The 19,349-nt window shown below is 58.0% G+C and carries 16 protein-coding genes; 14 read left to right on the plus strand and 2 right to left on the minus strand.

Going from position 1 to position 19,349, the window contains the following annotated elements:
• Positions 1 to 98 precede the first annotated feature (98 nt).
• From ACZYHG_RS35215 to ACZYHG_RS35235, 5 genes are read left to right on the plus strand one after another with little or no spacing between them, the layout of a single operon-like run.
• Positions 99 to 2,168: a 3-hydroxyacyl-CoA dehydrogenase NAD-binding domain-containing protein gene (locus ACZYHG_RS35215; protein ID WP_464614996.1), complete on the plus strand. Its 2,070-nt coding sequence runs from the start codon at positions 99 to 101 to the stop codon at positions 2,166 to 2,168.
• A gap of 3 nt (positions 2,169 to 2,171) precedes the next feature.
• The gene (locus ACZYHG_RS35220; RefSeq protein WP_464614997.1) at positions 2,172 to 3,359 is read left to right on the plus strand and encodes an acetyl-CoA C-acyltransferase; all 1,188 of its coding nucleotides are present in this window, start codon (positions 2,172 to 2,174) and stop codon (positions 3,357 to 3,359) included.
• Positions 3,343 to 4,293: an ABC transporter permease gene (locus ACZYHG_RS35225; RefSeq protein WP_464614998.1), complete on the plus strand. Its 951-nt coding sequence runs from the start codon at positions 3,343 to 3,345 to the stop codon at positions 4,291 to 4,293. The genes ACZYHG_RS35220 and ACZYHG_RS35225 overlap by 17 nt, the downstream gene beginning before the upstream one ends.
• Before the next feature lie 11 nt (positions 4,294 to 4,304).
• Positions 4,305 to 5,318 carry a glycine betaine/L-proline ABC transporter substrate-binding protein ProX gene (proX, locus tag ACZYHG_RS35230; RefSeq protein ID WP_464614999.1) on the plus strand — a complete coding sequence of 338 codons (1,014 nt, stop codon included), beginning with the start codon at positions 4,305 to 4,307 and terminating at the stop codon, positions 5,316 to 5,318.
• 52 nt (positions 5,319 to 5,370) lie between these two features.
• The gene (locus ACZYHG_RS35235; RefSeq protein ID WP_464615000.1) at positions 5,371 to 6,417 is read left to right on the plus strand and encodes a betaine/proline/choline family ABC transporter ATP-binding protein; all 1,047 of its coding nucleotides are present in this window, start codon (positions 5,371 to 5,373) and stop codon (positions 6,415 to 6,417) included.
• Positions 6,418 to 6,525: 108 nt separating this feature from the next.
• Here ACZYHG_RS35235 and ACZYHG_RS35240 read toward each other — a convergent pair whose 3' ends face one another.
• Complete coding sequence (locus ACZYHG_RS35240; protein WP_464615001.1) at positions 6,526 to 7,575, minus strand: AraC family transcriptional regulator; 1,050 nt, start codon at positions 7,573 to 7,575, stop codon at positions 6,526 to 6,528.
• Positions 7,576 to 7,662: 87 nt separating this feature from the next.
• On the opposite strand from ACZYHG_RS35240, the gene ACZYHG_RS35245 reads away from it, so the two are divergent.
• From ACZYHG_RS35245 to ACZYHG_RS35255, 3 genes are all read left to right on the plus strand, one after another.
• The gene (locus tag ACZYHG_RS35245) at positions 7,663 to 9,807 is read left to right on the plus strand and encodes an acetate--CoA ligase family protein (RefSeq protein ID WP_464615002.1); all 2,145 of its coding nucleotides are present in this window, start codon (positions 7,663 to 7,665) and stop codon (positions 9,805 to 9,807) included.
• A 16-nt stretch (positions 9,808 to 9,823) separates the two neighbouring features.
• Complete coding sequence (locus ACZYHG_RS35250; protein ID WP_464615003.1) at positions 9,824 to 10,633, plus strand: enoyl-CoA hydratase-related protein; 810 nt, start codon at positions 9,824 to 9,826, stop codon at positions 10,631 to 10,633.
• 146 nt (positions 10,634 to 10,779) lie between these two features.
• Complete coding sequence (locus ACZYHG_RS35255; RefSeq protein ID WP_464615004.1) at positions 10,780 to 11,208, plus strand: acyl-CoA thioesterase; 429 nt, start codon at positions 10,780 to 10,782, stop codon at positions 11,206 to 11,208.
• Positions 11,209 to 11,225: 17 nt separating this feature from the next.
• Here ACZYHG_RS35255 and ACZYHG_RS35260 read toward each other — a convergent pair whose 3' ends face one another.
• Positions 11,226 to 12,254 carry a GlxA family transcriptional regulator gene (locus tag ACZYHG_RS35260; RefSeq protein ID WP_464615005.1) on the minus strand — a complete coding sequence of 343 codons (1,029 nt, stop codon included), beginning with the start codon at positions 12,252 to 12,254 and terminating at the stop codon, positions 11,226 to 11,228.
• Positions 12,255 to 12,380: 126 nt separating this feature from the next.
• Here ACZYHG_RS35260 and ACZYHG_RS35265 point away from each other — a divergent pair, with 126 nt between their 5' ends.
• The 6 genes from ACZYHG_RS35265 (at position 12,381) to purU (ending at position 19,262) form a co-directional block, all read left to right on the plus strand.
• On the plus strand, positions 12,381 to 13,631 hold the full coding sequence (locus tag ACZYHG_RS35265; protein ID WP_464615006.1) for a sarcosine oxidase subunit beta family protein: 1,251 nt from the start codon (positions 12,381 to 12,383) through the stop codon (positions 13,629 to 13,631).
• Between the two features lie 9 nt (positions 13,632 to 13,640).
• Positions 13,641 to 13,931, plus strand: a complete 291-nt coding sequence (locus ACZYHG_RS35270; protein ID WP_128374263.1) for a sarcosine oxidase subunit delta — start codon at positions 13,641 to 13,643, stop codon at positions 13,929 to 13,931.
• Complete coding sequence (locus ACZYHG_RS35275; RefSeq protein WP_464615007.1) at positions 13,928 to 16,861, plus strand: sarcosine oxidase subunit alpha family protein; 2,934 nt, start codon at positions 13,928 to 13,930, stop codon at positions 16,859 to 16,861. Before ACZYHG_RS35270 ends, ACZYHG_RS35275 begins: the two co-directional genes overlap by 4 nt.
• Entirely contained in the window at positions 16,854 to 17,420 is a 567-nt protein-coding gene (locus tag ACZYHG_RS35280; RefSeq protein WP_464615008.1) for a sarcosine oxidase subunit gamma, read from the plus strand. The genes ACZYHG_RS35275 and ACZYHG_RS35280 overlap by 8 nt, the downstream gene beginning before the upstream one ends.
• Positions 17,417 to 18,307 (plus strand): bifunctional methylenetetrahydrofolate dehydrogenase/methenyltetrahydrofolate cyclohydrolase FolD, encoded by an 891-nt coding sequence (gene folD, locus ACZYHG_RS35285; RefSeq protein WP_464615009.1) that lies wholly within the window; start codon positions 17,417 to 17,419, stop codon positions 18,305 to 18,307. Before ACZYHG_RS35280 ends, folD begins: the two co-directional genes overlap by 4 nt.
• A gap of 70 nt (positions 18,308 to 18,377) precedes the next feature.
• Positions 18,378 to 19,262 carry a formyltetrahydrofolate deformylase gene (gene purU, locus ACZYHG_RS35290; protein WP_464615366.1) on the plus strand — a complete coding sequence of 295 codons (885 nt, stop codon included), beginning with the start codon at positions 18,378 to 18,380 and terminating at the stop codon, positions 19,260 to 19,262.
• Positions 19,263 to 19,349: the final 87 nt, after the last annotated feature.

A 19,349-nucleotide genomic window follows, 5' to 3' on the forward strand; every position in this document is an offset into this window, starting at 1 on the left:
GCGATCTTAATCGCGCGGTCTAATCTCAACCGATGGAGCTCGTGTAAACTGGCTTGCGAGCGCCGTCATACGTAGATCGCTTTGCTGGAGAATGCTTGATGTTGGGTGCCCCTCACTACAAACTATTTGGTCGGGCTGCGGTCATCTATTTGGACAATCCTCCGGTGAATGCGATCACTGCCGTTGCTCGTGCTCGGCTGAAAATTTTGATCGACCGGTTTGCGACGCGCAAAGACATCGATGCGATCATTCTGAGGGGCGCAGGGCCGGAATTCTCTTCTGGAACCGACAATTCAAGATCCTCAGAGAAGGTAGATTTTGGCGGCTTGCCGGAACTTATTGCCACGATCAAGGCGTCTGCGGTCCCCGTTGTCGCGGCTCTTGAGGGTCGCGCCATCGGGGAGGCTCTTTCTATAGCGCTCGCCTGCCACGCGCGTGTTGCCACACCGAGCGTACAGCTTGCGTTTCCCGAGGCGACCTGGGGGTTCGTTCCTGCAGGTGCCGCCGCCCTTCATCTGAGTGAGCTGGCAGGATTGCAATGCGCCCTCGAAATGATCGTCGGGGGGAAGAGCATTACCGGAAATGCCGCGCATGCGCTCGGACTGGTTGATGAACTGGTCAGCAGCCGTGAAGCTTTGGTGGATGAGGCAGTTCGGGTCGGGACCGATCGCAGGCCGAGGCCTTCAAAAAGCCCAACTGAGAAGAGCCGGCATGATATCATTGAGGATTTCAAGCAATCGTTTCCAGCTTCCTTGAAGGCGCCGGCTGGTAAACTGGCTATGGAATGCGTCTTGGGAGCCCAATCAGCTTCCCTCGATGAAAACATTGCCATCGAAAACCGACACAACGAAAAGCTGTTGGCGGAAGCCGAGACAATAGCACTACTACACGCAAGCAAGGTCGAGCTTGCAACTGATCTGCCCCATTTCCGGTCTGGGTCCGACACCATAAGTCTCCCGAAATGCGTTGCAGTGGTTGGCTTCGGCTTCATGGGTCGCGGAATTGCTATCAGCTTTGCGACAGGTGGCGTGAAGGTGTTGGTTCACGATCAAGCTGGAGATCGGCTAGCCGAGGGCCTTGAGGCCGTTGGTGCGTCGCTGAAATCCATGGTTAGGCGTGGTCGCATATCCCAGGAGCAGGCCGAGACTGCACGCAGCAATATCATAGCGATTGGCGATATGGAGGCGCTAGATGAGGCCGATCTGGTTGTCGAAGCGGTCTCCGAAGACCTTGAACTAAAGAAAACGATCTTCGCCAAGCTAGACAGGATTTGTTCAACCCACGCGACTTTGGTGACAAACACGTCATCGCTAGATATTGATGAGATTGCAGCTGCAACAGGGCGACCGAAAAATATTGCTGGGATGCATTTTTTCAGTCCTGCTCATCTCCTAAAGCTGGTTGAAATAATCCCAGGCAGGGAGACAGCGGAAGAGACTATTGAGCAACTGAGAGTTGTTACCAAGCACATTGGTAAGATCGGGGTGGTCGTCGGCAACCAGTTCGCGTTTGTAGCTAACAAGCTACTTGCCGGGTACCAACGCGAAGCACTCTTTCTGTTGGAAGAGGGCGCCCTTCCGGAACAGGTCGACAGAGTGCTTCAAGAGTTTGGGTTCGCGATGGGGCCATTCGTAATGAACGACATGGCCGGTAATGATATCAGCTATCATGTAAGGCAGGCGGCGTCATATCCCGCCGGAATGCGTTATCCCCATGTCGCGGACCGGATCTACGAAGCTGGCCGCTATGGTCAGAAAACAAACAAGGGTTGGTACCGATATGAGCCGGGACAGCGCGAGGCGCATCCGGACATCGAGGTCGCCGCGCTGATCGAGTCAACATCCTCCGAACTCGGGTTCAAAAGACGGAAAATTTCCGATGACGAGATTCTGCAAAGATGCCTGCTGCCTGTGGTCAACGACGCAGCTTGGCTGCTCGGTGACGGCATTGCGAGGAGTTCCGGAGATATCGATGTAGTTTGGATGAATGGGCTGGGCTTTCCACGTCGCAAGGGAGGTCCAATGTTCTGGGCAGAGCATTTGGGCCCAAAACGAGTCTACGAACGAGTCGTCGAATATCGAGAACAACATGGCCCGGTGATATGGGAACCTGCCCCTCTACTGGCATTCCTGGCCAAGAGTGGCATGAAATTTGCGGATGTCAGGTGAAAGATGCGAACGGTAGCTATCGTTTCAACAGCTCGGACTCCTGTAGGCAGAGCGTACAAAGGAGCGCTGCGCGCGGTTCATCCCGTGTCGCTGGCTGCGCACGCTATTTCTCACGCTGTCGCGCGTGCTGGAATTGAACCCGGTCAGGTCGAAGACGCGATCATTGGATGCGCACTGCCTGAAGCCGCTGCGGGACGAAATATTGCGCGGCTGTCGTCACTCCGCGCAGGCCTGCCGACGTCGGTTGCAGCTGCAACTGTAAACCGAGAGTGTGCCTCCGGGCTGCAGGCAATCGCTCAGGTTGCTCATCGCATCGCATGTGGAGAGATTGACATCGGTGTTGCGGGGGGGGTGGACTCAATTAGCCTTGTGGATAACGAGCAGGTACGTCAAGGCTGGATCTCCGAGCCATGGCTCAAAACCCACAAGCCCGAAATCTACATGCCCATGCTCCATACCGCTGAAGTCGTCGCTCAGCGATACGGGATCAAGCGGGAAGATCAGGACGCGTACGCGGCTCAAAGCCAACGTCGCGCTTCAGCCGCGCGGGAAGCAGGCTTATTCAGCAGCGAGATCGCGCCGATCATCATAGATGACGAACTTGACCCCGCAGGTTCGGCAAACGTCGATAGAGATGAAGGCATCCGTCCTGGCACAACTGAGCAAACCTTGAGCGGACTTAAGCCGATCCTCGGAAGTGAGTACACCGTTACGGCCGGAAACGCCTGCCAGATGTCTGATGGCGCATCAGCATGCGTTCTAGCTGACGCAGATTACGCGGCGCGATCGGGACTCCCGATCCTGGGCATTTTTCGAGGGTACTCGGTCGCTGGATGCGAGCCTGACGAGATGGGATTAGGACCGGGATTTGCAGTGCCGCCACTGCTTAGGAAGGCGGGCGTCTCAACCAGCGAGATTGACCTATGGGAGCTCAACGAGGCGTTCGCTGCCCAGGTTCTCCCCTGTCAGTATCGATTGGAGATCCCCTCTGAACGGTTGAACGTGAACGGTGGCGCGATTGCCCTTGGACATCCGTACGGGATGACAGGTGCTCGCCTGGCTGGCCACGGACTTATCGAGTTGTCCCGACGAGGCGGCAAATACCTTGTCGTCACAATGTGTATTGGTGGTGGTATGGGGGCGGGCGCATTGTTTGAAACTGGGAGTGGTCGAGATGTCCGAGAGAATTGATCCTCTTGACCCATTTGCCTCGATCGACATTCCGATCGGGGAATGGATCAATAGCGGAATGGCCTGGGTCGCCTCAAACTTCCGCGAGGTCTTCCAATCTATCAAGTTTCCGATCCAGCTTCTTCTCGACGCTGTGGAACAAGCGTTGCTGGGCTCCCCGCCGACAATTTTACTTATTCTCTTAGGTTTGATCGCTTGGCAAACGGGCGGGGTCGGCGTGGCGGCATCAGTTCTTGTGCCATTGATAGTCATCGGCCTTTTGGGCATCTGGACAGATGCCATGACGACGCTGTCAATTGTTCTAAGCAGCGTTATTGTATGTCTGACGTTAGGCATTCCTCTCGGAATTCTTATGTCGCGTAGTGACAGGGTCCAAGCCGGAGCAAGGCCCGTGCTAGACCTCATGCAAACAATTCCTTCATTCGTTTATCTGGTGCCAATTGTGATGCTGTTTGGCATTGGCAAGGTTCCCGGTGCAGTTGTCACGATAATCTATGCGCTTCCACCAGTGATCAGACTGACCAACTTTGGCATCCGTGAGGTGAGACAGGATCTAGTTGAAGCTATCCGTGCGTTCGGGGCGAATGACTGGCAGGTCCTATGGAAGGTTCAATTACCACAGGCGCGACCGGCCATAATGACAGGCGTTAATCAGACAATCATGCATGCCCTCGGGATGGTAGTTGTTGCTTCGATGATCTCTGTTCCCGGACTTGGACAACTGGTGCTGAGAGGCATAGGCCGCTTAGACCTGGGCCTGGCAACTGTCGGCGGCGTTGGAATTGTGATGCTAGCGATCTCCATCGATCGCTTATCGCAGTCGTTTGCCCAGACGACCAGACAACGTGCTAGCGGTGCAGGACTTTGGTCGCGGCCTATCGCGATGCTGAGCTCCCTGATCCGAGTAACGATGCAAGCAAGAAACAGATCATAAAGGAGGTTGAAATGGTCAAGTCAATCGTAAAAAATCTGGGAATCGTCGTTGCGTTGTTCACCCTAACGCTCGCACCGAGCGTGTCGGCTCAAGATCTCCCAGGAAAAGGGATAGTCGTCCAACCGATAAGCGACGGAGACAACGGCAGTTCGTATTTTCGGTACCTGGTTCTTCAGCGGGGTCTGGAAGCACTCGGCTATACGGTTAAAGAGCAACAGGAAGCGAACTATCCCACAGTTCACCTCGCCGTCGCAAACGGTGACTCCGACTACACGCCGGTCCACTGGCAACCGCTTCATAACGCATTCTTCGAGAATGCCGGGGGCGAGAAGGTAATGTCGCGAGTAGGAACGCTTACACCGGACATGAAACAGGGATATCTTATAGATAAACGGACCGCGGACAAGTATGGTATATCGAACATCGGGCAGCTCTCAGATCCGAAGCTAGCAGCACTTTTTGATAGTGACGGTGATGGTAAGGCCAATCTAGTGGGGTGCAACCCAGGTTGGGGATGTGAGCGGATCATTGAAAACCATCTGACGGCTTACAACCTAAGAGACTCAATTCATCATGATCAGGGTGAGTATGTGGCTCTGGTGGCTGATATGCTTGAGAGGTATAAGAAGGACCAGTCGATCCTCTACTACACGTGGTCGCCAATGTGGCTAAGCAGCGTTCTGAAGCCTGGCACAGACGTTGTTTGGCTAAACGTGCCCTTCTCGGCAAGCCCCGATGATCCGAACGCAAACACGGAAGCTGCAGACGGCACGAACACCGGATTTGCGCTTAGTTCGATCCGTGTCGTTGCGAATAATAAGTTTTTGGACGCGAATCCCGCAGCCAGGAAATTCTTCGAAGTTGCCACGATCCCGCTGGCGGACTCGGAAGCTGAAGAAAACATCATTCAAAAAGGCGAGAGCTCTCCAAAAGACATTGAGCGCCACACTCAAGAGTGGATTAAGGCAAACCAAGGCACGTTCGACGGCTGGGTAAGCGAGGCCCTCAAAGCGGCCAAGCCATAGAAGTTAATTAACAAGGCGCGTTCTCCTCCACACTTGGATCAGGATCTCGAATTTGTCAGTCAAGAAGATTGAGTTCAAGAATGTTTGGAAGGTCTACGCGGCGCATGAAGGCGATGCGCTGGAGGAGATTAGACGATCACGTCTTCTTTCTGACGCTCCCGTACCCTCATATGTAATCGGCGTTGAAGACGTGTCATTCGACATAAATGAGGGTGAGATATTTTGTATAATTGGCCTCTCCGGAAGCGGGAAATCCACTCTGCTGCGCCATGTTAATGGGCTGATTAAACCGACCGCCGGAGAGGTCATTGTAGACGGAGAGTTTGTTCGAGACCTAAGCCACGCACGTTTGCTGCAGCTGCGTTCGCAGAAGATAGGCATGGTGTTCCAGCATGTTGCACTACTACCGAATCGAACTGTGACGGAGAACGTGGCGCTGGGCCTAGAAATTCGGGGGGTTAAAAAGGCGGAGCGACGTCAGCTTGCCCAAGAAGCGCTAGAACGGGTCCAACTGCCACAGTGGGGGTCATTTTATCCTGACGAGCTGTCGGGGGGAATGCAGCAGCGGGTGGGTCTAGCTCGCGCACTAGTAACCGATCCAGACATTCTGCTGATGGACGAGCCATTTAGCGCGTTGGACCCAATAATCAGAAGGCAGCTACAGGATCAGTTCATTGAAATCTCGGAAAATGCGACAAAAACGACAGTGTTTATCACTCACGACATCGAGGAGGCTGTGCGGCTAGGTGATCGCATCGCGATCATGAACAAAGGAAAGGTCGAACAGATAGGCACGCCGCAGGATATTCTCCTGAGACCTGCGACGCCTTACGTTCGAGAATTCGTAAGCCATGTCACCCTCTTGGATAAGTTGGTTGCCGGTGACATCATGCAATCAACCTCGGAGACCGTCGATTCCTTAAATGTCGCCTGTGACGGCGGTTCTATCGACGCCCAAACGCCAGTGGCGGAGGTCATATGGAGGGGTATCTCTGGAACTGGAACGCTTCTCGTTTCGAGAGGCGGTACGAACGTCGGCATGATTGCTCGTGAGGATATCCTGACATTTCTCACAATGCGTCCAAACAGGGACCGTTAAGCGGGCTCGTGATGTGGGTTTGCAATGGCCTCCTAGCTAGCTAGGCCATCGCATCAAAGGCGGTCGCTAAGAGACTAATCACGCCGACGAGAGCCGACCTGTGCGACCTCAGGCATTGGCGACCGCCTGTTCTCGCCAATGCACTCGGTATGCCTTTGGGGGCATACCCGTCCAGCGTGTGAAAGCTCGAACAAATGCGCTGACCTCCGAGTAGCCCAAGATCATGGCGATGTCGGCAAGACCGTAATCAGATTTCTCCAGTAGATCGGTCGAGACGGCTTTCCGCTTGGCGTCGACTAAATCACGCAGCATTAGTCCCTGTTCGTCCAGGCGACGTTGAAGCGTTCGTGTGGTCATGCCCAGCTGCTTAGCAATCCAGTCGATTCGGGGAGCCCTACCCAGCAGCACAGCTTGGTCAATCTGCGCGCCTACCAGCGAACCCAGATCAGCAGAGTAGGCATCTCGTGATATAAGACTTTCAGCCTGGTCCCGCAGAATGCCCAACAACTGCGGGTCTGCGTTGGCGACAGGATGTTCCAACACCCTGCTGTCGAAAACAATCGAACTGGAACCCTGTTCGAAATGAACTGGCGATTGAAAAACCTCCCTGTAATCCTCGATAGCGGCCAAGGGAGTATGCTTAAACTGCACGCGAATCGGGCGCCAGGTACGGCTTGATAGCGTGCGTATTATCTGCATGCCCCAGGCGAGCGCCAGTTCAACATCCTGTCTGCATTCGGCGACGCCGGGGGCGATCACTGTATAAGTCAACTCCGCAGTCCCGTCTGTCGTTCTAATGAGGTCGAATCGACAACCGTCGGCACGAAGTTTGAAATACCGCACAAACGTCCGTAGAGCGTCTCCCACATCCTTTGAGTTCAGCATCATGTAGCCGATGATCTCAAGGTCATAAATACTATAGCTGCGGCCGAGGTTAAGGCCAAACGCCGGCTCGGAAATCTCGCGCGCGGCAAACTCCATAAGAGCGATACACTCGCAGAGGAAAACACGCTTACCGTCAACTTGAAATTTCGAAAGGTCAAACCCGGTACGCGCATCACGTGCTGGGATCGCAACGCCGTGATCGCGCATATGGGCCAAGACCGGTTTGCAGACCCGCATTGGGATAGTGGGGAGCTTCAAAACTGCGGTCGTCATGTTCCACTCCTCGGTGTCGATACCGACCCCTGTTGGCGGGCACTATCGAAAATGTGGCATGAAATGTCAATGTTCATGTGGGTCAGAATGGCTATGATCGCCTACGAGACGTTGCCCCCGAAGGAGAATTCTGAAGTGCCCTCCAACCACCGGCTGAAGCTATTGCTTGAACCCCGCTCAGTCGTGATTATTGGGGCTTCAGCGACCGAAGGTAGCTTAGGTAGAAGCGCAATCGACCATATGGTTGAGCGTGGGTACCGCGGGCGACTCTACGCCGTAAACAGCAAGTATAAAAAGATAGGAAATGTTGACTGCTTCAGCGCGGTATCTGAACTGCCAGAGGCGCCAGACCTGGCGGTGATTGCGGTTAATCAGAGATTGTTGGAGCAAGTGCTCTCGGAATGTGTAGCGCTAGGCGTACGAGCGGCAGTCATATTCGCGGACTGCGGCAATCAGGAACAACGCGATCGCCTGGCCCGTATCGCCGCCGAAGCGAGAATGCCGATCTGCGGCGGTAACGGAATGGGCTTTCAGAATTTTATCAACAGCACGCATGCAGCGTTTAGCTCCTGTCCGGTTACCAGCGCTGCGCCTGGAAACGTTTCATTGATCGCCCATTCCGGGTCTGTCATTCAAGCGCTTGCTACAGATCTAACGCGTCTTAGGTACAATTTAACCGTCTCGTCCGGCCAAGAAATCAATACCACATTGGCCGACTACTTAGATTATGCGCTAGAGTTGCCCTCGACCAAAGCAGTTGCATTGTTTATCGAGACGGTCCGTGACCCTGCACGCTTCGTGGAAGCGCTACGAAAAGCCGCTGGCAAGCGCATACCGATCATCGCGCTCAAGGTTGGCCGGACGGCAAAGAGCGCAGCTATGGCCATAAGTCACAGTGGAGCCGTCGTGGGCGACGCGTCGACGTATGAAGCGCTCTTCGACCGTTACAATGTGATCTCGGTCAATACCCTTGATGAGTTGGCGGCGACTGCCCAGCTACTCGCGCACGTCAAGGATGCCAAGTCAGGTGGATTCTGTGTGGCGATGGATTCCGGCGGGCTGCGCGAACTCATGGTTGATATCGCAGAAGACAAGGGCGCCACGTTCGCCGAGCTCAGTAAGTCCACGCTGGCCCAACTGCAGGAGCAGTTGGACGACGGTATGATCGCGGAGAACCCACTGGATGCATGGGGCGGCCGTACCGATGCCAAAGCACATTTTACACGTTGTATAGAGTTGATGATGCGAGATCCCAACAGCGCATTTGGCGCTATTGCAACCGAGGCGGGGGACGCCTTTCAGTTTGGGCCGGTCTATGCCGAGATCGTGGCTGAGACGCAGCGGTTGACTGGAAAACCGATGTTTATGATGAGTAGCTTTTCGGGGGTTGCGAACTCTGAGGTAGCGACGCGATTGTTGGACTGCAACGTTCCTCTTATCAACGGGGTCGATTGCGCGATGACGGCGGTGAAGGCCGTCGACACCTTTAGAGCGCGAATAGAAAATGCCGCGAGGGAGGTCCGCCTCTCAGTGCCACAATCAGCTCTTGAAAAAGCTAAAGCCCTGCTCGCGCAGCCGGGTTCCGATGGTGAGAAGATAGGCCTGTCGGTATTGCAGGCTTTTGATATTCCGGTGGTGGCAAACTACGAGTGCGAGAATCTGCAGGAAGTGCTGACCGCAGTCGACACGACGGGTTTTCCGGTTGTGGTGAAGACTGCGATGCCGGGGATCCATCATAAATCCGACGTCGGTGGAGTTTTGCTGAACCTGGACAGCGTTGCTGCGGTGACTGAAGCCTACAAGGATTTGACGCAGCGTTTAGGACCAAGGGTGATGGTTCAGAGGATGAGCCCCTCCGGCGTTGAGATGAGCTTTGGCATGGTTGTTGATCCTCAGTTTGGGGCGCTGGTAACCATCTCTCCAGGCGGGAAATGGATCGAGTTGTTTGCCGACCGGCAGATTGCGCTGGCGCCCTTTGACGAGGAGCGCGCATTGGAGCTAATCGATCGGCTCAGGATTCGACCAATATTTGACGGCCGTCGTGGCGAGAAACCGTATCACGTCCATGCACTGGCCCGAGCGTTCTCGAAGTTCTCGATCATGGCTGATGCTCTGAAAGAAGAGCTTGCTGAGTTCGATGTAAATCCTGTGATTATTACCGACGCCGAAGTGATTGCGGTAGACGCGCTACCGGTTAGAGCCGCCACCAGGCATCAAGATACGAAGCACTAATCAGAAAGCTGCCGCTATGACCGCACTAGTTAGCACTCAGCGCCACGGAGAGATACTTGTTGTCACAATTGACAACCCGCCGGCGAATGCCATTTCTCGCCGTACGAGCCGAGAAATTTATGCTGCGTTTGCAGCGTTTCAGGAAGACGATACTCTACGAGTTGCGATCTTAACAGGCGCTGGGGACCGCATCTTCAGCGGCGGTTGGGACTTGAATGAGTCCGAGGAAAGCCTGAGCACTGACCTCTATTATGACTCGCAGGTCGGTAACGGCCCAGGAGGGTTTGGAGGCATTGCGGAGTTCTGGGGTCTGACAAAGCCAGTAATCGCCGCTGTCAATGGCTCCGCAGCGGGAGGCGGCTTCGAGATCACGCTGGCGTGCGATATGATCGTTGCAGCCGAGCATGCGCGCTTCCTTCTCCCCGAAACTCGGATCGGGCTCCTGCCTATGGCGGGGGGCATACAGAATCTTCACAGACGTATACCATACAACATTGCAATGCACCTCATGATGACGGGTGAGCCAATCTCGGCGCCTGAGGCTGCTCGATGGGGCCTAGTGAACGAGGTTGTTCCTCGGGGAGAGGCTCTGGCTGCGGCGATCCGCCATGCCGAGAAGATCTGCGAATCTGCCCCGCTCGCCATTGAAGGCCTCAAAGAAGTTATGCGCTATACATCGCACCTCTCTGCAAAGGACGGGTTTGCAGCGGTTAGAAACCCGCCAGGTGAATTGAACAAGTACAAAGCTATAGCTAACTCAGAAGATAGTCTCGAAGGACCACGGGCCTTCATGGAAAAGCGTAAGCCCCAGTGGAGGGGCAGGTAATCACTAGAGATATATTCAGCGGGACAACCTCCCAGGTACAGTGACTGCCGTTCGAATGCGGGTTGGTGAGTGGGGACACAGCCAATGGATGCTCCTCGATATGACGGGCGCAGCTTGCGTATCCAACTGATGTCGTTGGTGACAACATGAACGACCCACGACTGCTAGATATTGAGCTTTTCCAGCATTTTGCTGACGAGCATGTCCGGTTCTGCGATACCGACGCTCTCGGTCATGTGAACGTGGGTGTATACTCGTCCTATTTTGCCGCTGGCAGGGCAATATTCGACAGGATGCTGGCTTCCGACGACTACATACTGCCAATTGCGCGGATCGCCATGGACTTGCGCGCAGAGATAAAGTATCCGAACAAGATCGTTGTGGGATCATTGTTACTCCGGACTGGCAGATCATCGTTTCTTGTGGGCCAAGGTTTATGGATCGAAGGTAAGCCAATGGCTACAGCTGAAGTCACTCACGTGCTGGTCGATCGCAAAAATGGTCGCAGCACGCCGCTTCCCGAACCCTTCCTCCATAAGTTGAGATCACTGGGACCGGTGTGTGCCCAAGGCTAAGAGGCTGCTTGGAACGCTCAACGGGTCCGGCTGGGTTTCTCCGCCAGGATCCTTCGCTCAGACTGATCCGGAGCCTCTTCGCGACCGCGCCGTTTGCGTCGAGTGGCGGGGCCCATGTCAAAATGGGCCTGAAAGGCGCGTGAGAAATGACTACGGTTGGAAAAGCCCGCGGCAAGCGCCACCTCGACGAGCGGAAGGTTCGACTGCTGCAGAATCTCGTCGGCCTTCTCCAACCGCAGAGACCGATAGAACTGCATCACGCTCTGTCCAAGCTGGTTCTTTGTCAGCCGCTCTAATTGCCGCGCCCCGATACCGCTCAGATGAGCCAGATCCTCCAGCTTTAGGGGGTCCGCGATATGGCTCGTCATCAATTCCACCATGGCGACCAGAGCGGGATGGTGCAGATCATACCTGCGCACCGGGTCCAATTGCTGCGGGGCCTCGGCCTGCCGGATACCGGTATGGATGAACCAATCGCTGACCGCGCGGGCCAATTCCACACCGTGATCTGAAGCGATCAGGGCGTGGGCCATGTCCAGGGGGGCCATGCCGCCGGCGCAGGTAAAGCGGTCGCGATCGATGACGAAGAGGCGGCGTTCGATCAGCGCCTCAGGATAGATCTCGCGCATTGCATCGATATGTTGCCAGTGGATCGTAAACCGGCGTGACGACATCACACCCGCCGCGGCCAGGATTGCCGCCCCGCCTGAGATCCCGCCCAAAGGCACTCCCGACCGGACGAGACGGCGCAGCCAAGCCAGGATCCTGTCGTCCCGATAGGTGAGCGGGTTGCCGCCGGCGACGACGAAGAGAATATCGAAATCAGTGCCTGCTTCTGAAACGGGTTCTGTCTCGAACGCGCCCGAGACGGAACTGCGCATCCACCCGCCCTGGGCCGAAATGAAATTCAGATCGTAAAGAGTCCGCCCGCTAAGCAGGTTGGCGGCGCGCAGCGGCTCGACCGCGGAGGCTGCGGACATCAGGGCATAGCCTTCGATCAGCAGGAAACCGTATCGCTGCACGCTGCCGTGATTCCCGTCAATCATCCCGTGGGAAATCCTATCGTCCACATCGTCCGCACATGTCCGGCAAAAGCACACATGAGTCAATTTTGAAAACACCTCACTGCCCTTGCTGTGACATACTCTCGGGCAATCCAAGGAGTTCTTGACATGAAGTTTTCGGGCTTCCGCGTTTTTGCTGAAGCGCTCAAGGGGCACACCGGGTGGCGGCCGCTCTGGCGCAATCCCGCTCCAAAGCCTTCCTACGACTATTTGATTGTCGGCGGAGGCGGCCACGGCCTGGCGACGGCCTATTACCTGGCCAAGACCTTCGGGCGATCCCGTATCGCCGTGCTGGAGAAGGGTTGGCTCGGATCCGGGAATGTCGGGCGAAACACGACGATCATCCGTTCGAACTACCTGCTTGCAGGCAACGAGCCCTTCTATGAGTTCTCGATGAAGCTCTGGGAAGGATTGGAGCAGGAGCTCAACTTCAACGCGATGGTTTCCCAGCGCGGCATCATCAACCTCTTTCATACGGATGCGCAGCGTGATGCCTTTCGCCGCCGCGGCAACGCCATGATGCTGGCGGGGGCGGGCGCCCGGCTGCTAGGTCGAGAGGAACTGCGCGCCATGGTTCCGTTCCTGAACTACGAGAACGCGCGCTTCCCGATCAAAGGTGGCCTGATGCAGCCGCGTGCCGGCACCGCGCGGCACGACGGCGTGGCCTGGGGCTATGCACGCGGGGCCGACAGCCACGGCGTGGACCTCATTCAGAATTGCGAGGTGACCGGTGTCCGGGTCGATCGCGGCAAGGTGCGTGGCGTGGAGACATCGCGCGGCTATATCGCCGCCGACAGGGTTGGGGTGGCGGTGGCGGGGTCCTCGTGCCGCGTCATGGCAATGGCTGGAATGCGGCTTCCGATCGAAAGCCATGTTTTGCAGGCCTTCGTGACGGAGGGGCTCAAACCCACCATTCCCGGTGTGATCACGTTCGGGGCAGGCCATTTTTACATAAGCCAGTCCGACAAGGGTGGGCTTGTCTTCGGCGGCGATATCGACGGCTACAATTCCTATGCCCAACGCGGCAACCTGCCGGTGGTGGAGGACGTCGCGGAAGGCGGCATGGCGCTGATGCCCATGATTGGGCGGGCGCGGCTCCTGCGCATGTGGGGGGGCGTGGTGGACATGTCGATGGACGGTTCGCCGATCATCGACCGCACGCATATTGATGGCCTCTATTTCAACGGCGGCTGGTGCTATGGCGGCTTCAAGGCGACGCCTGCCAGCGGTTACGCCTTCGCCCATCTTCTTGCCACCGGCGCACCGCACGAGACCGCGCGCGCCTACCGTATCGACCGTTTCGCACGCGGCCATGTGGTCGACGAGCGCGGCGCCGGTGCCCAGCCCAATCTCCACTGAGGCGGTCCAATGCTGATCCCACATCCACTTCTTGGCCCGCGCGATGCGCAGGAATTCACCTATCTGGGCGACGCGCGGCTCATCGACCGTCCAGACCCCTCCGCGCCCGATGCCGAGGCCGCTTTTTGCGATTACGTCTTCCTGCGCGACAACCCGGCGGGGGTGCACCGCGAACTGTGGTTCCACGAGCAGGGCGACCGGTCATGGCTGGTTGTGACGCGCGACACGGTCACCCATGAAGTCCTCGGTGCGGAACTGGCCCGCAATGTCGCGCTTGCGCAAAATAGGTGCGGCAAATGACACGGCTAGCCGGAGGGCTGATCGACCGCTCGCGGACCTTGAACTTCAGTTTCGACGGCAAGCGCTACCAAGGCCATCCCGGCGACACGCTTGCCTCGGCGCTTCTGGCCAATGGCGTGCGTCTTGTGGGCCGCAGCTTCAAGTATCACCGCCCGCGCGGAGTGCTCTCGGCCGGTTCGGAGGAACCGAACGCTCTGGTCGAACTGCGAACGGGGGCACGGCAGGAGCCGAACACGCGCGCCACGGTGGTGGAGCTGTTCGAGGGGATGGAGGCGCGAAGCCAGAACCGCTGGCCCTTACTTGGGTTTGACGCATTGGCGGTGAATGATCTGCTGTCGCCGTTTTTTACGGCCGGGTTCTACTACAAGACGTTCATGTGGCCGAAAGGCTTTTGGGAAAAACTCTACGAGCCGGCGATCCGCAAAGCCGCTGGCCTAGGGCGACTCTCCATGCAGGCCGACCCGGATAGATACGACAAGGGCTTCCTCCATTGCGACCTTTTGGTCATCGGCGGGGGGGCGGCCGGGCTTGCTGCAGCGCTGACGGCGGCGCGCGGGGGCGCAAGTGTGATTTTGGCCGACGAGGATTTCCGCCTGGGCGGACGGCTTCTGTCCGAGACGGAAACGCTGGACGGAGGGCAAGCCACCGACTGGATCTCAGCGTTGGAGGCTGAATTCGAGAGCCTGCCGAACATTCGCGTGATGCGTCGCACCACGGTTTTCGGGGTCTATGATCACGGCATCTATGGCGCGGTGGAAAGCGTTTCCGATCATCTCCCAGAGGCGAGTGGGCGTGTGCGCCAGACACTCTGGCGTATCACGGCGAAACGCGCGGTACTGGCGGCGGGCGCGACAGAGCGCCCCATCGCCTTTGCCGACAATGACCGTCCGGGAATCATGCTGGCCGGCGCAATGCGGGCTTACGCCAATCGCTGGGCGGCATGTCCGTCCGAGACGGTCGCCGTCTTCACTAATAACGATGACGGTCATCGCACCGCGCGTGATCTCGCCGCCAAGGATGTCCAGATCGCCGCCGTCATCGACGTGCGCCCCGAGGCGAAGGCGCGCGGTGACTACCGACTGATCGCGGGGGGCATGGTGACTGGCTCACGCGGCCGGCTTGGGCTGAAGTCGATCGAGGTTCAGGCAAACGGCACGTCCGAATGGATCGAGTGCGGCGCGCTTGGGGTCTCTGGCGGCTGGAACCCGAATGTGCATCTCTTTTCGCATCATCGCGGTCGGCCTGTTTGGAATGAACCGCTGCAGGCATTCCTGCCTGGGGAGGATGGGCCTTTAGGATTAATTCCGGCAGGCGCGTCGGCGGGCAACTTTTCGACCGCCGACGTCTTGCGTTCAGGCGCGCGAGCCGCACAGCATGCGATGGACGAACTTGGAATCGCGGCACCGTTGCCCGATTTGCCGCGCGCCGAGGAGGCAGACTACACGGTTGCGCCCGTCTTCCATGTACCGGGCAAGAAGCGCGCCTGGGTCGATTTCCAGAATGACGTGACAGTGAAGGATATCAAGCTCGCCCATGCCGAGAACATGCGGCCGGTAGAGCATCTGAAACGCTACACGACTCTGGGCATGGCGACGGACCAGGGCAAAACCGCAAACGTGACGGGGCTTGCCGTGATGGCGGAGCTAACCGGGAAGTCGATCCCGGAAACTGGAACAACGATTTTCCGCCCACCTTACACTCCAGTGACGCTCTCGGTCCTGGGCGGCGGCGATATAGGGCGGCATTTCCGACCGCGCCGCCTGACGCCGACTCATCATTGGGCAGAAGCGCAAGGCGCGGTGTTCGTCGAGGTCGGCCAGTGGATGCGTGCGCAATACTATCCGCGTCCGGGCGAAACGCACTGGCGCCAGAGCGTCGACCGCGAGGCCAGGGCCGTGCGCAGCGCGGTGGGCCTGTGTGACGTAACCACGCTCGGCAAGATTGATGTGCAGGGCGCCGACGCGGGCGAGTTTCTCAACCGGCTCTACTGCAACATGATGGCCACGCTGAAAGTCGGCCGAGTCCGCTACGGGCTTATGCTGCGCGAAGACGGATTTGCCTATGACGACGGCACCTGCGCGCGTCTGGCCGAGGATCATTGTGTGGTCACCACGACGACCGCCAACGCCGGTCTGGTCTACCGCAACATGGAATTCGCGCGGCAGTGCCTTTGGCCGGAACTCGAGGTCCAGATCATCTCCACGACCGATGCCTGGGCGCAGATCGCCGTCGCCGGGCCGAAGTCGCGTGCTCTGCTCGCCCGCATCGTTGACGGGTTCGACCTGTCGAACGAGGCCTTCCCCTTCATGGCCTGCGCGGAGCTCACCGTCTGCGACGGCCTGCGCGCGCGGCTCTTCCGCATCTCCTTCTCGGGCGAACTCGCCTATGAAGTTGCGGTTCCCGCCCGATACGGCCACGCATTGGTGGAGCGGCTGATGGAACTGGGAGCCGATCTTCGAGCGACGCCCTATGGCACCGAGGCTCTGGGCGTGCTGCGGATCGAGAAGGGACACGCCGCCGGCCCCGAGTTGAACGGACAGACGACGGCCCCCATGGTCGGACTTGGCAGTATGGTGTCGCAGAAGAAGGATTCCGTCGGCGCCGTGATGTCGCGGCGCGAGGGCCTTGCGGGCGACAGGCGACGCTTGGTGGGGCTGCGGCCCGTCGATCCGGCCGGGAAGGTGGTCAGCGGCTCGCATCTTTTTGCGGAAGGCGCACCGCGGAAATTCGATACCGATCAGGGCTGGATCACGTCGGCCTGCTACAGTCCGCATGTCGGCTCGATGATCGGGCTCGGTTTCCTCGAGGAGGGCGATGAACGGCTGGGCGAGGTGATTGTGGCCGCGAACCCGCTCGAAGGCGAAAGCGAGCGCCTGCGCGTGGTGCCGGCGCATTTTGTCGATCCTGAAGGAGCACGTCTTCGTGAGTGACCTGAGACCCGTCACGGCGCTCGGTGCCGCACTACCACGCCTCGCATCATTCGGGGCGTTGGAGGTCCGCGAGAACGCCGGTCTGGCGCTTGCCTCTCTGGCGCTGCGCCGCGGAACCGTCGAGCCTGGGCCCTTTGGGCTCACTCTTCCCGGACCAGGCCGCTGGATTGCAGGGCAGGGGGTTGCCGCGCTGTGGACCGGACCGGATCAGTGGATGATCGGGTACGAAGGCCGCGCCGAGCTGGATTTTGCCGCCGAGCTCAAGCAACGCGCCCCCGGCTGCTCGGTGACCGAGCAGACCGATGGCTGGATCGCTTTCGAGATTGTATCGCGGGCCGGCACAGGGCCTATCGAGGCACTGCTGTCGAAGCTTGTCAACATCGATCTCGCGGACTTTGGCCCGGGCCGCGTGACTCGTACCGGCCTTGAGCATATGAGCTGTTTCGTCATCCGCCGCAGCGACGCTCATGTAGCCGTGCTGGGCGCGCGCTCGTCCGCCGGATCGCTCTGGCACGCGCTGGAAACGGCGGCGAAGCGGCTCGAGGAGAAGGTAGCATGATCGCTCAGATCATCGACGGCAAGGTGTTCGCGGCGCAACTACGTTCGAGAGTGGCTGGGCATGTGGCGTGGCTCAAGCAGGAGCACGGCATTAGGCCGGGCCTCGCTGTCGTTCAGGTAGGAGATGATCCTGCGTCGGAAGTTTATGTGCGTAACAAAGGACGGCAGACTATCGAAGCTGGCATGAAAAGTGTTGAGCACAAGCTCCCCACTGAAACGTCTCAGGCCGATCTGCTTACGCTTATCGAGCGGCTGAATTCCGATCCTGATATTCACGGTATTCTCGTCCAACTACCTCTACCCAAACATCTGAACGCCGATCTGGTGATCAATGCGATCGACCCGGCAAAGGATGTCGATGGTTTTCACATTTCGAATGTCGGGCATCTCGGCACGGGACAAAATGCTATGGTCCCGTGTACGCCGTTGGGGTGTTTGATGATGCTGCGCGGCCATCTGGGCGATCTGTCCGGACGCGAAGCGGTGGTCGTGGGGCGCTCGAATATAGTCGGAAAACCGATGGCGCAACTTCTGCTCGGCGACAACTGCACCGTAACCATCGCGCATTCGCGGACACGCGATCTGGCATCAATCTGCCGCCGGGCCGATATCCTTGTGGCTGCCGTCGGCCGCCCAGAAATGATCACCGGCGAATGGATCAAGGCAGGCGCAACAGTGATCGACGTGGGCATCAATCGGATCGCGCGGGACGGCAAGCAACAACTGGTGGGCGACGTGGATTTTAGCAGCGCGGCGGAGATAGCTGGCGCCATAACGCCAGTGCCGGGAGGTGTCGGTCCCATGACCATCGCCTGTCTGCTTGCCAACACAGTGACCGCCTGCTGCCGTGCGCACGGGCTGCCAGCGCCCGAGGGGCTGATCTTATGAGCCCTGTCCACGTCCGGCATCCTACCTGACCTGTCGAATGAATCTGTTCTGCACACCCGAGAATATCGATATGGAAAAACACTGCCTAACCGTCACCTGCAAGTCGAAGCGCGGGATCGTCGCCGCCATCGCAGGTTACCTCGCCGAAAACGGCTGCAACATCACCGACAGTTCGCAATTTGACGATACGCAGACCGGCAACTTCTTCATGCGCGTCAGCTTCAGTTCAGAAGAGGGCATTGGGCTTGACACACTGCGCAACGGGTTTGCCGACACCGGCGATGCGTTCGGAATGGACTTCGCCCTCCATGACGAGAGCCGCAGGATGAAGGTGATCATCATGGTCTCGCGTTTCGGCCATTGTCTGAACGACCTGCTGTACCGCTGGCGCATCGGAGCGCTGCCAGTCGACATAGTGGCGGTGATCTCGAACCACTTGGACTGTCAGAAGCCAGTCGTGAACCACGACATCCCGTTCCACTTCATCAAAGTGACGAAGGAGAATAAGCGCGAAGCCGAAGCGCAGCAGATGCGCATCGTCGAGGAGACCGGCGCAGAGTTGGTCGTGCTCGCCCGCTACATGCAGGTGCTGTCGGATGAGATGTCGGAGAAGATGTCCGGCCGCATCATTAACATTCATCACTCTTTCCTGCCCTCCTTCAAAGGAGCGAACCCCTACAAGCAGGCTTTTGAACGCGGGGTGAAGCTGATCGGCGCGACCTCGCATTATGTTACAGCCGATCTCGACGAGGGGCCGATCATCGAACAGGATACGGTGCGCGTCACCCACGCCCAGAGCCCGTCCGACTATATATCGCTCGGGCGCGACGTCGAAAGCCAGGTTCTTGCACGAGCGATCCATGCCCATATCCACCGCCGTGTCTTCCTCAACGGGAACAAGGCGGTGGTCTTCCCCGCTTCGCCAGGCTCCTATGCCTCAGAACGTATGGGATGAGTGTGAACGAATGCAGGGACGTCAGGGCGACGGGGGGACTTATCCTGCCCCCGGTCGGCATCTCAGCCAGTTCTTGATCGACCTTGC

The organism is Mesorhizobium subarcticum, from assembly GCF_055456085.1.

What these genes read in the sequence shown, in the direction of transcription:
- ACZYHG_RS35215 (WP_464614996.1), top strand. Translation starts at nt 99, where the DNA reads ATGTTGGGTGCCCCTCACTACAAACTATTTGGTCGGGCTGCGGTCATC.
- ACZYHG_RS35220 (WP_464614997.1), top strand. Translation starts at nt 2,172, where the DNA reads ATGCGAACGGTAGCTATCGTTTCAACAGCTCGGACTCCTGTAGGCAGA.
- ACZYHG_RS35225 (WP_464614998.1), top strand. Translation starts at nt 3,343, where the DNA reads ATGTCCGAGAGAATTGATCCTCTTGACCCATTTGCCTCGATCGACATT.
- proX (WP_464614999.1), top strand. Translation starts at nt 4,305, where the DNA reads ATGGTCAAGTCAATCGTAAAAAATCTGGGAATCGTCGTTGCGTTGTTC.
- ACZYHG_RS35240 (WP_464615001.1), bottom strand. Translation starts at nt 7,575, where the DNA reads ATGACGACCGCAGTTTTGAAGCTCCCCACTATCCCAATGCGGGTCTGC.
- ACZYHG_RS35245 (WP_464615002.1), top strand. Translation starts at nt 7,663, where the DNA reads ATGGCTATGATCGCCTACGAGACGTTGCCCCCGAAGGAGAATTCTGAA.
- ACZYHG_RS35250 (WP_464615003.1), top strand. Translation starts at nt 9,824, where the DNA reads ATGACCGCACTAGTTAGCACTCAGCGCCACGGAGAGATACTTGTTGTC.
- ACZYHG_RS35255 (WP_464615004.1), top strand. Translation starts at nt 10,780, where the DNA reads ATGAACGACCCACGACTGCTAGATATTGAGCTTTTCCAGCATTTTGCT.
- ACZYHG_RS35260 (WP_464615005.1), bottom strand. Translation starts at nt 12,254, where the DNA reads ATGATTGACGGGAATCACGGCAGCGTGCAGCGATACGGTTTCCTGCTG.
- ACZYHG_RS35265 (WP_464615006.1), top strand. Translation starts at nt 12,381, where the DNA reads ATGAAGTTTTCGGGCTTCCGCGTTTTTGCTGAAGCGCTCAAGGGGCAC.
- ACZYHG_RS35270 (WP_128374263.1), top strand. Translation starts at nt 13,641, where the DNA reads ATGCTGATCCCACATCCACTTCTTGGCCCGCGCGATGCGCAGGAATTC.
- ACZYHG_RS35275 (WP_464615007.1), top strand. Translation starts at nt 13,928, where the DNA reads ATGACACGGCTAGCCGGAGGGCTGATCGACCGCTCGCGGACCTTGAAC.
- folD (WP_464615009.1), top strand. Translation starts at nt 17,417, where the DNA reads ATGATCGCTCAGATCATCGACGGCAAGGTGTTCGCGGCGCAACTACGT.
- purU (WP_464615366.1), top strand. Translation starts at nt 18,378, where the DNA reads ATGGAAAAACACTGCCTAACCGTCACCTGCAAGTCGAAGCGCGGGATC.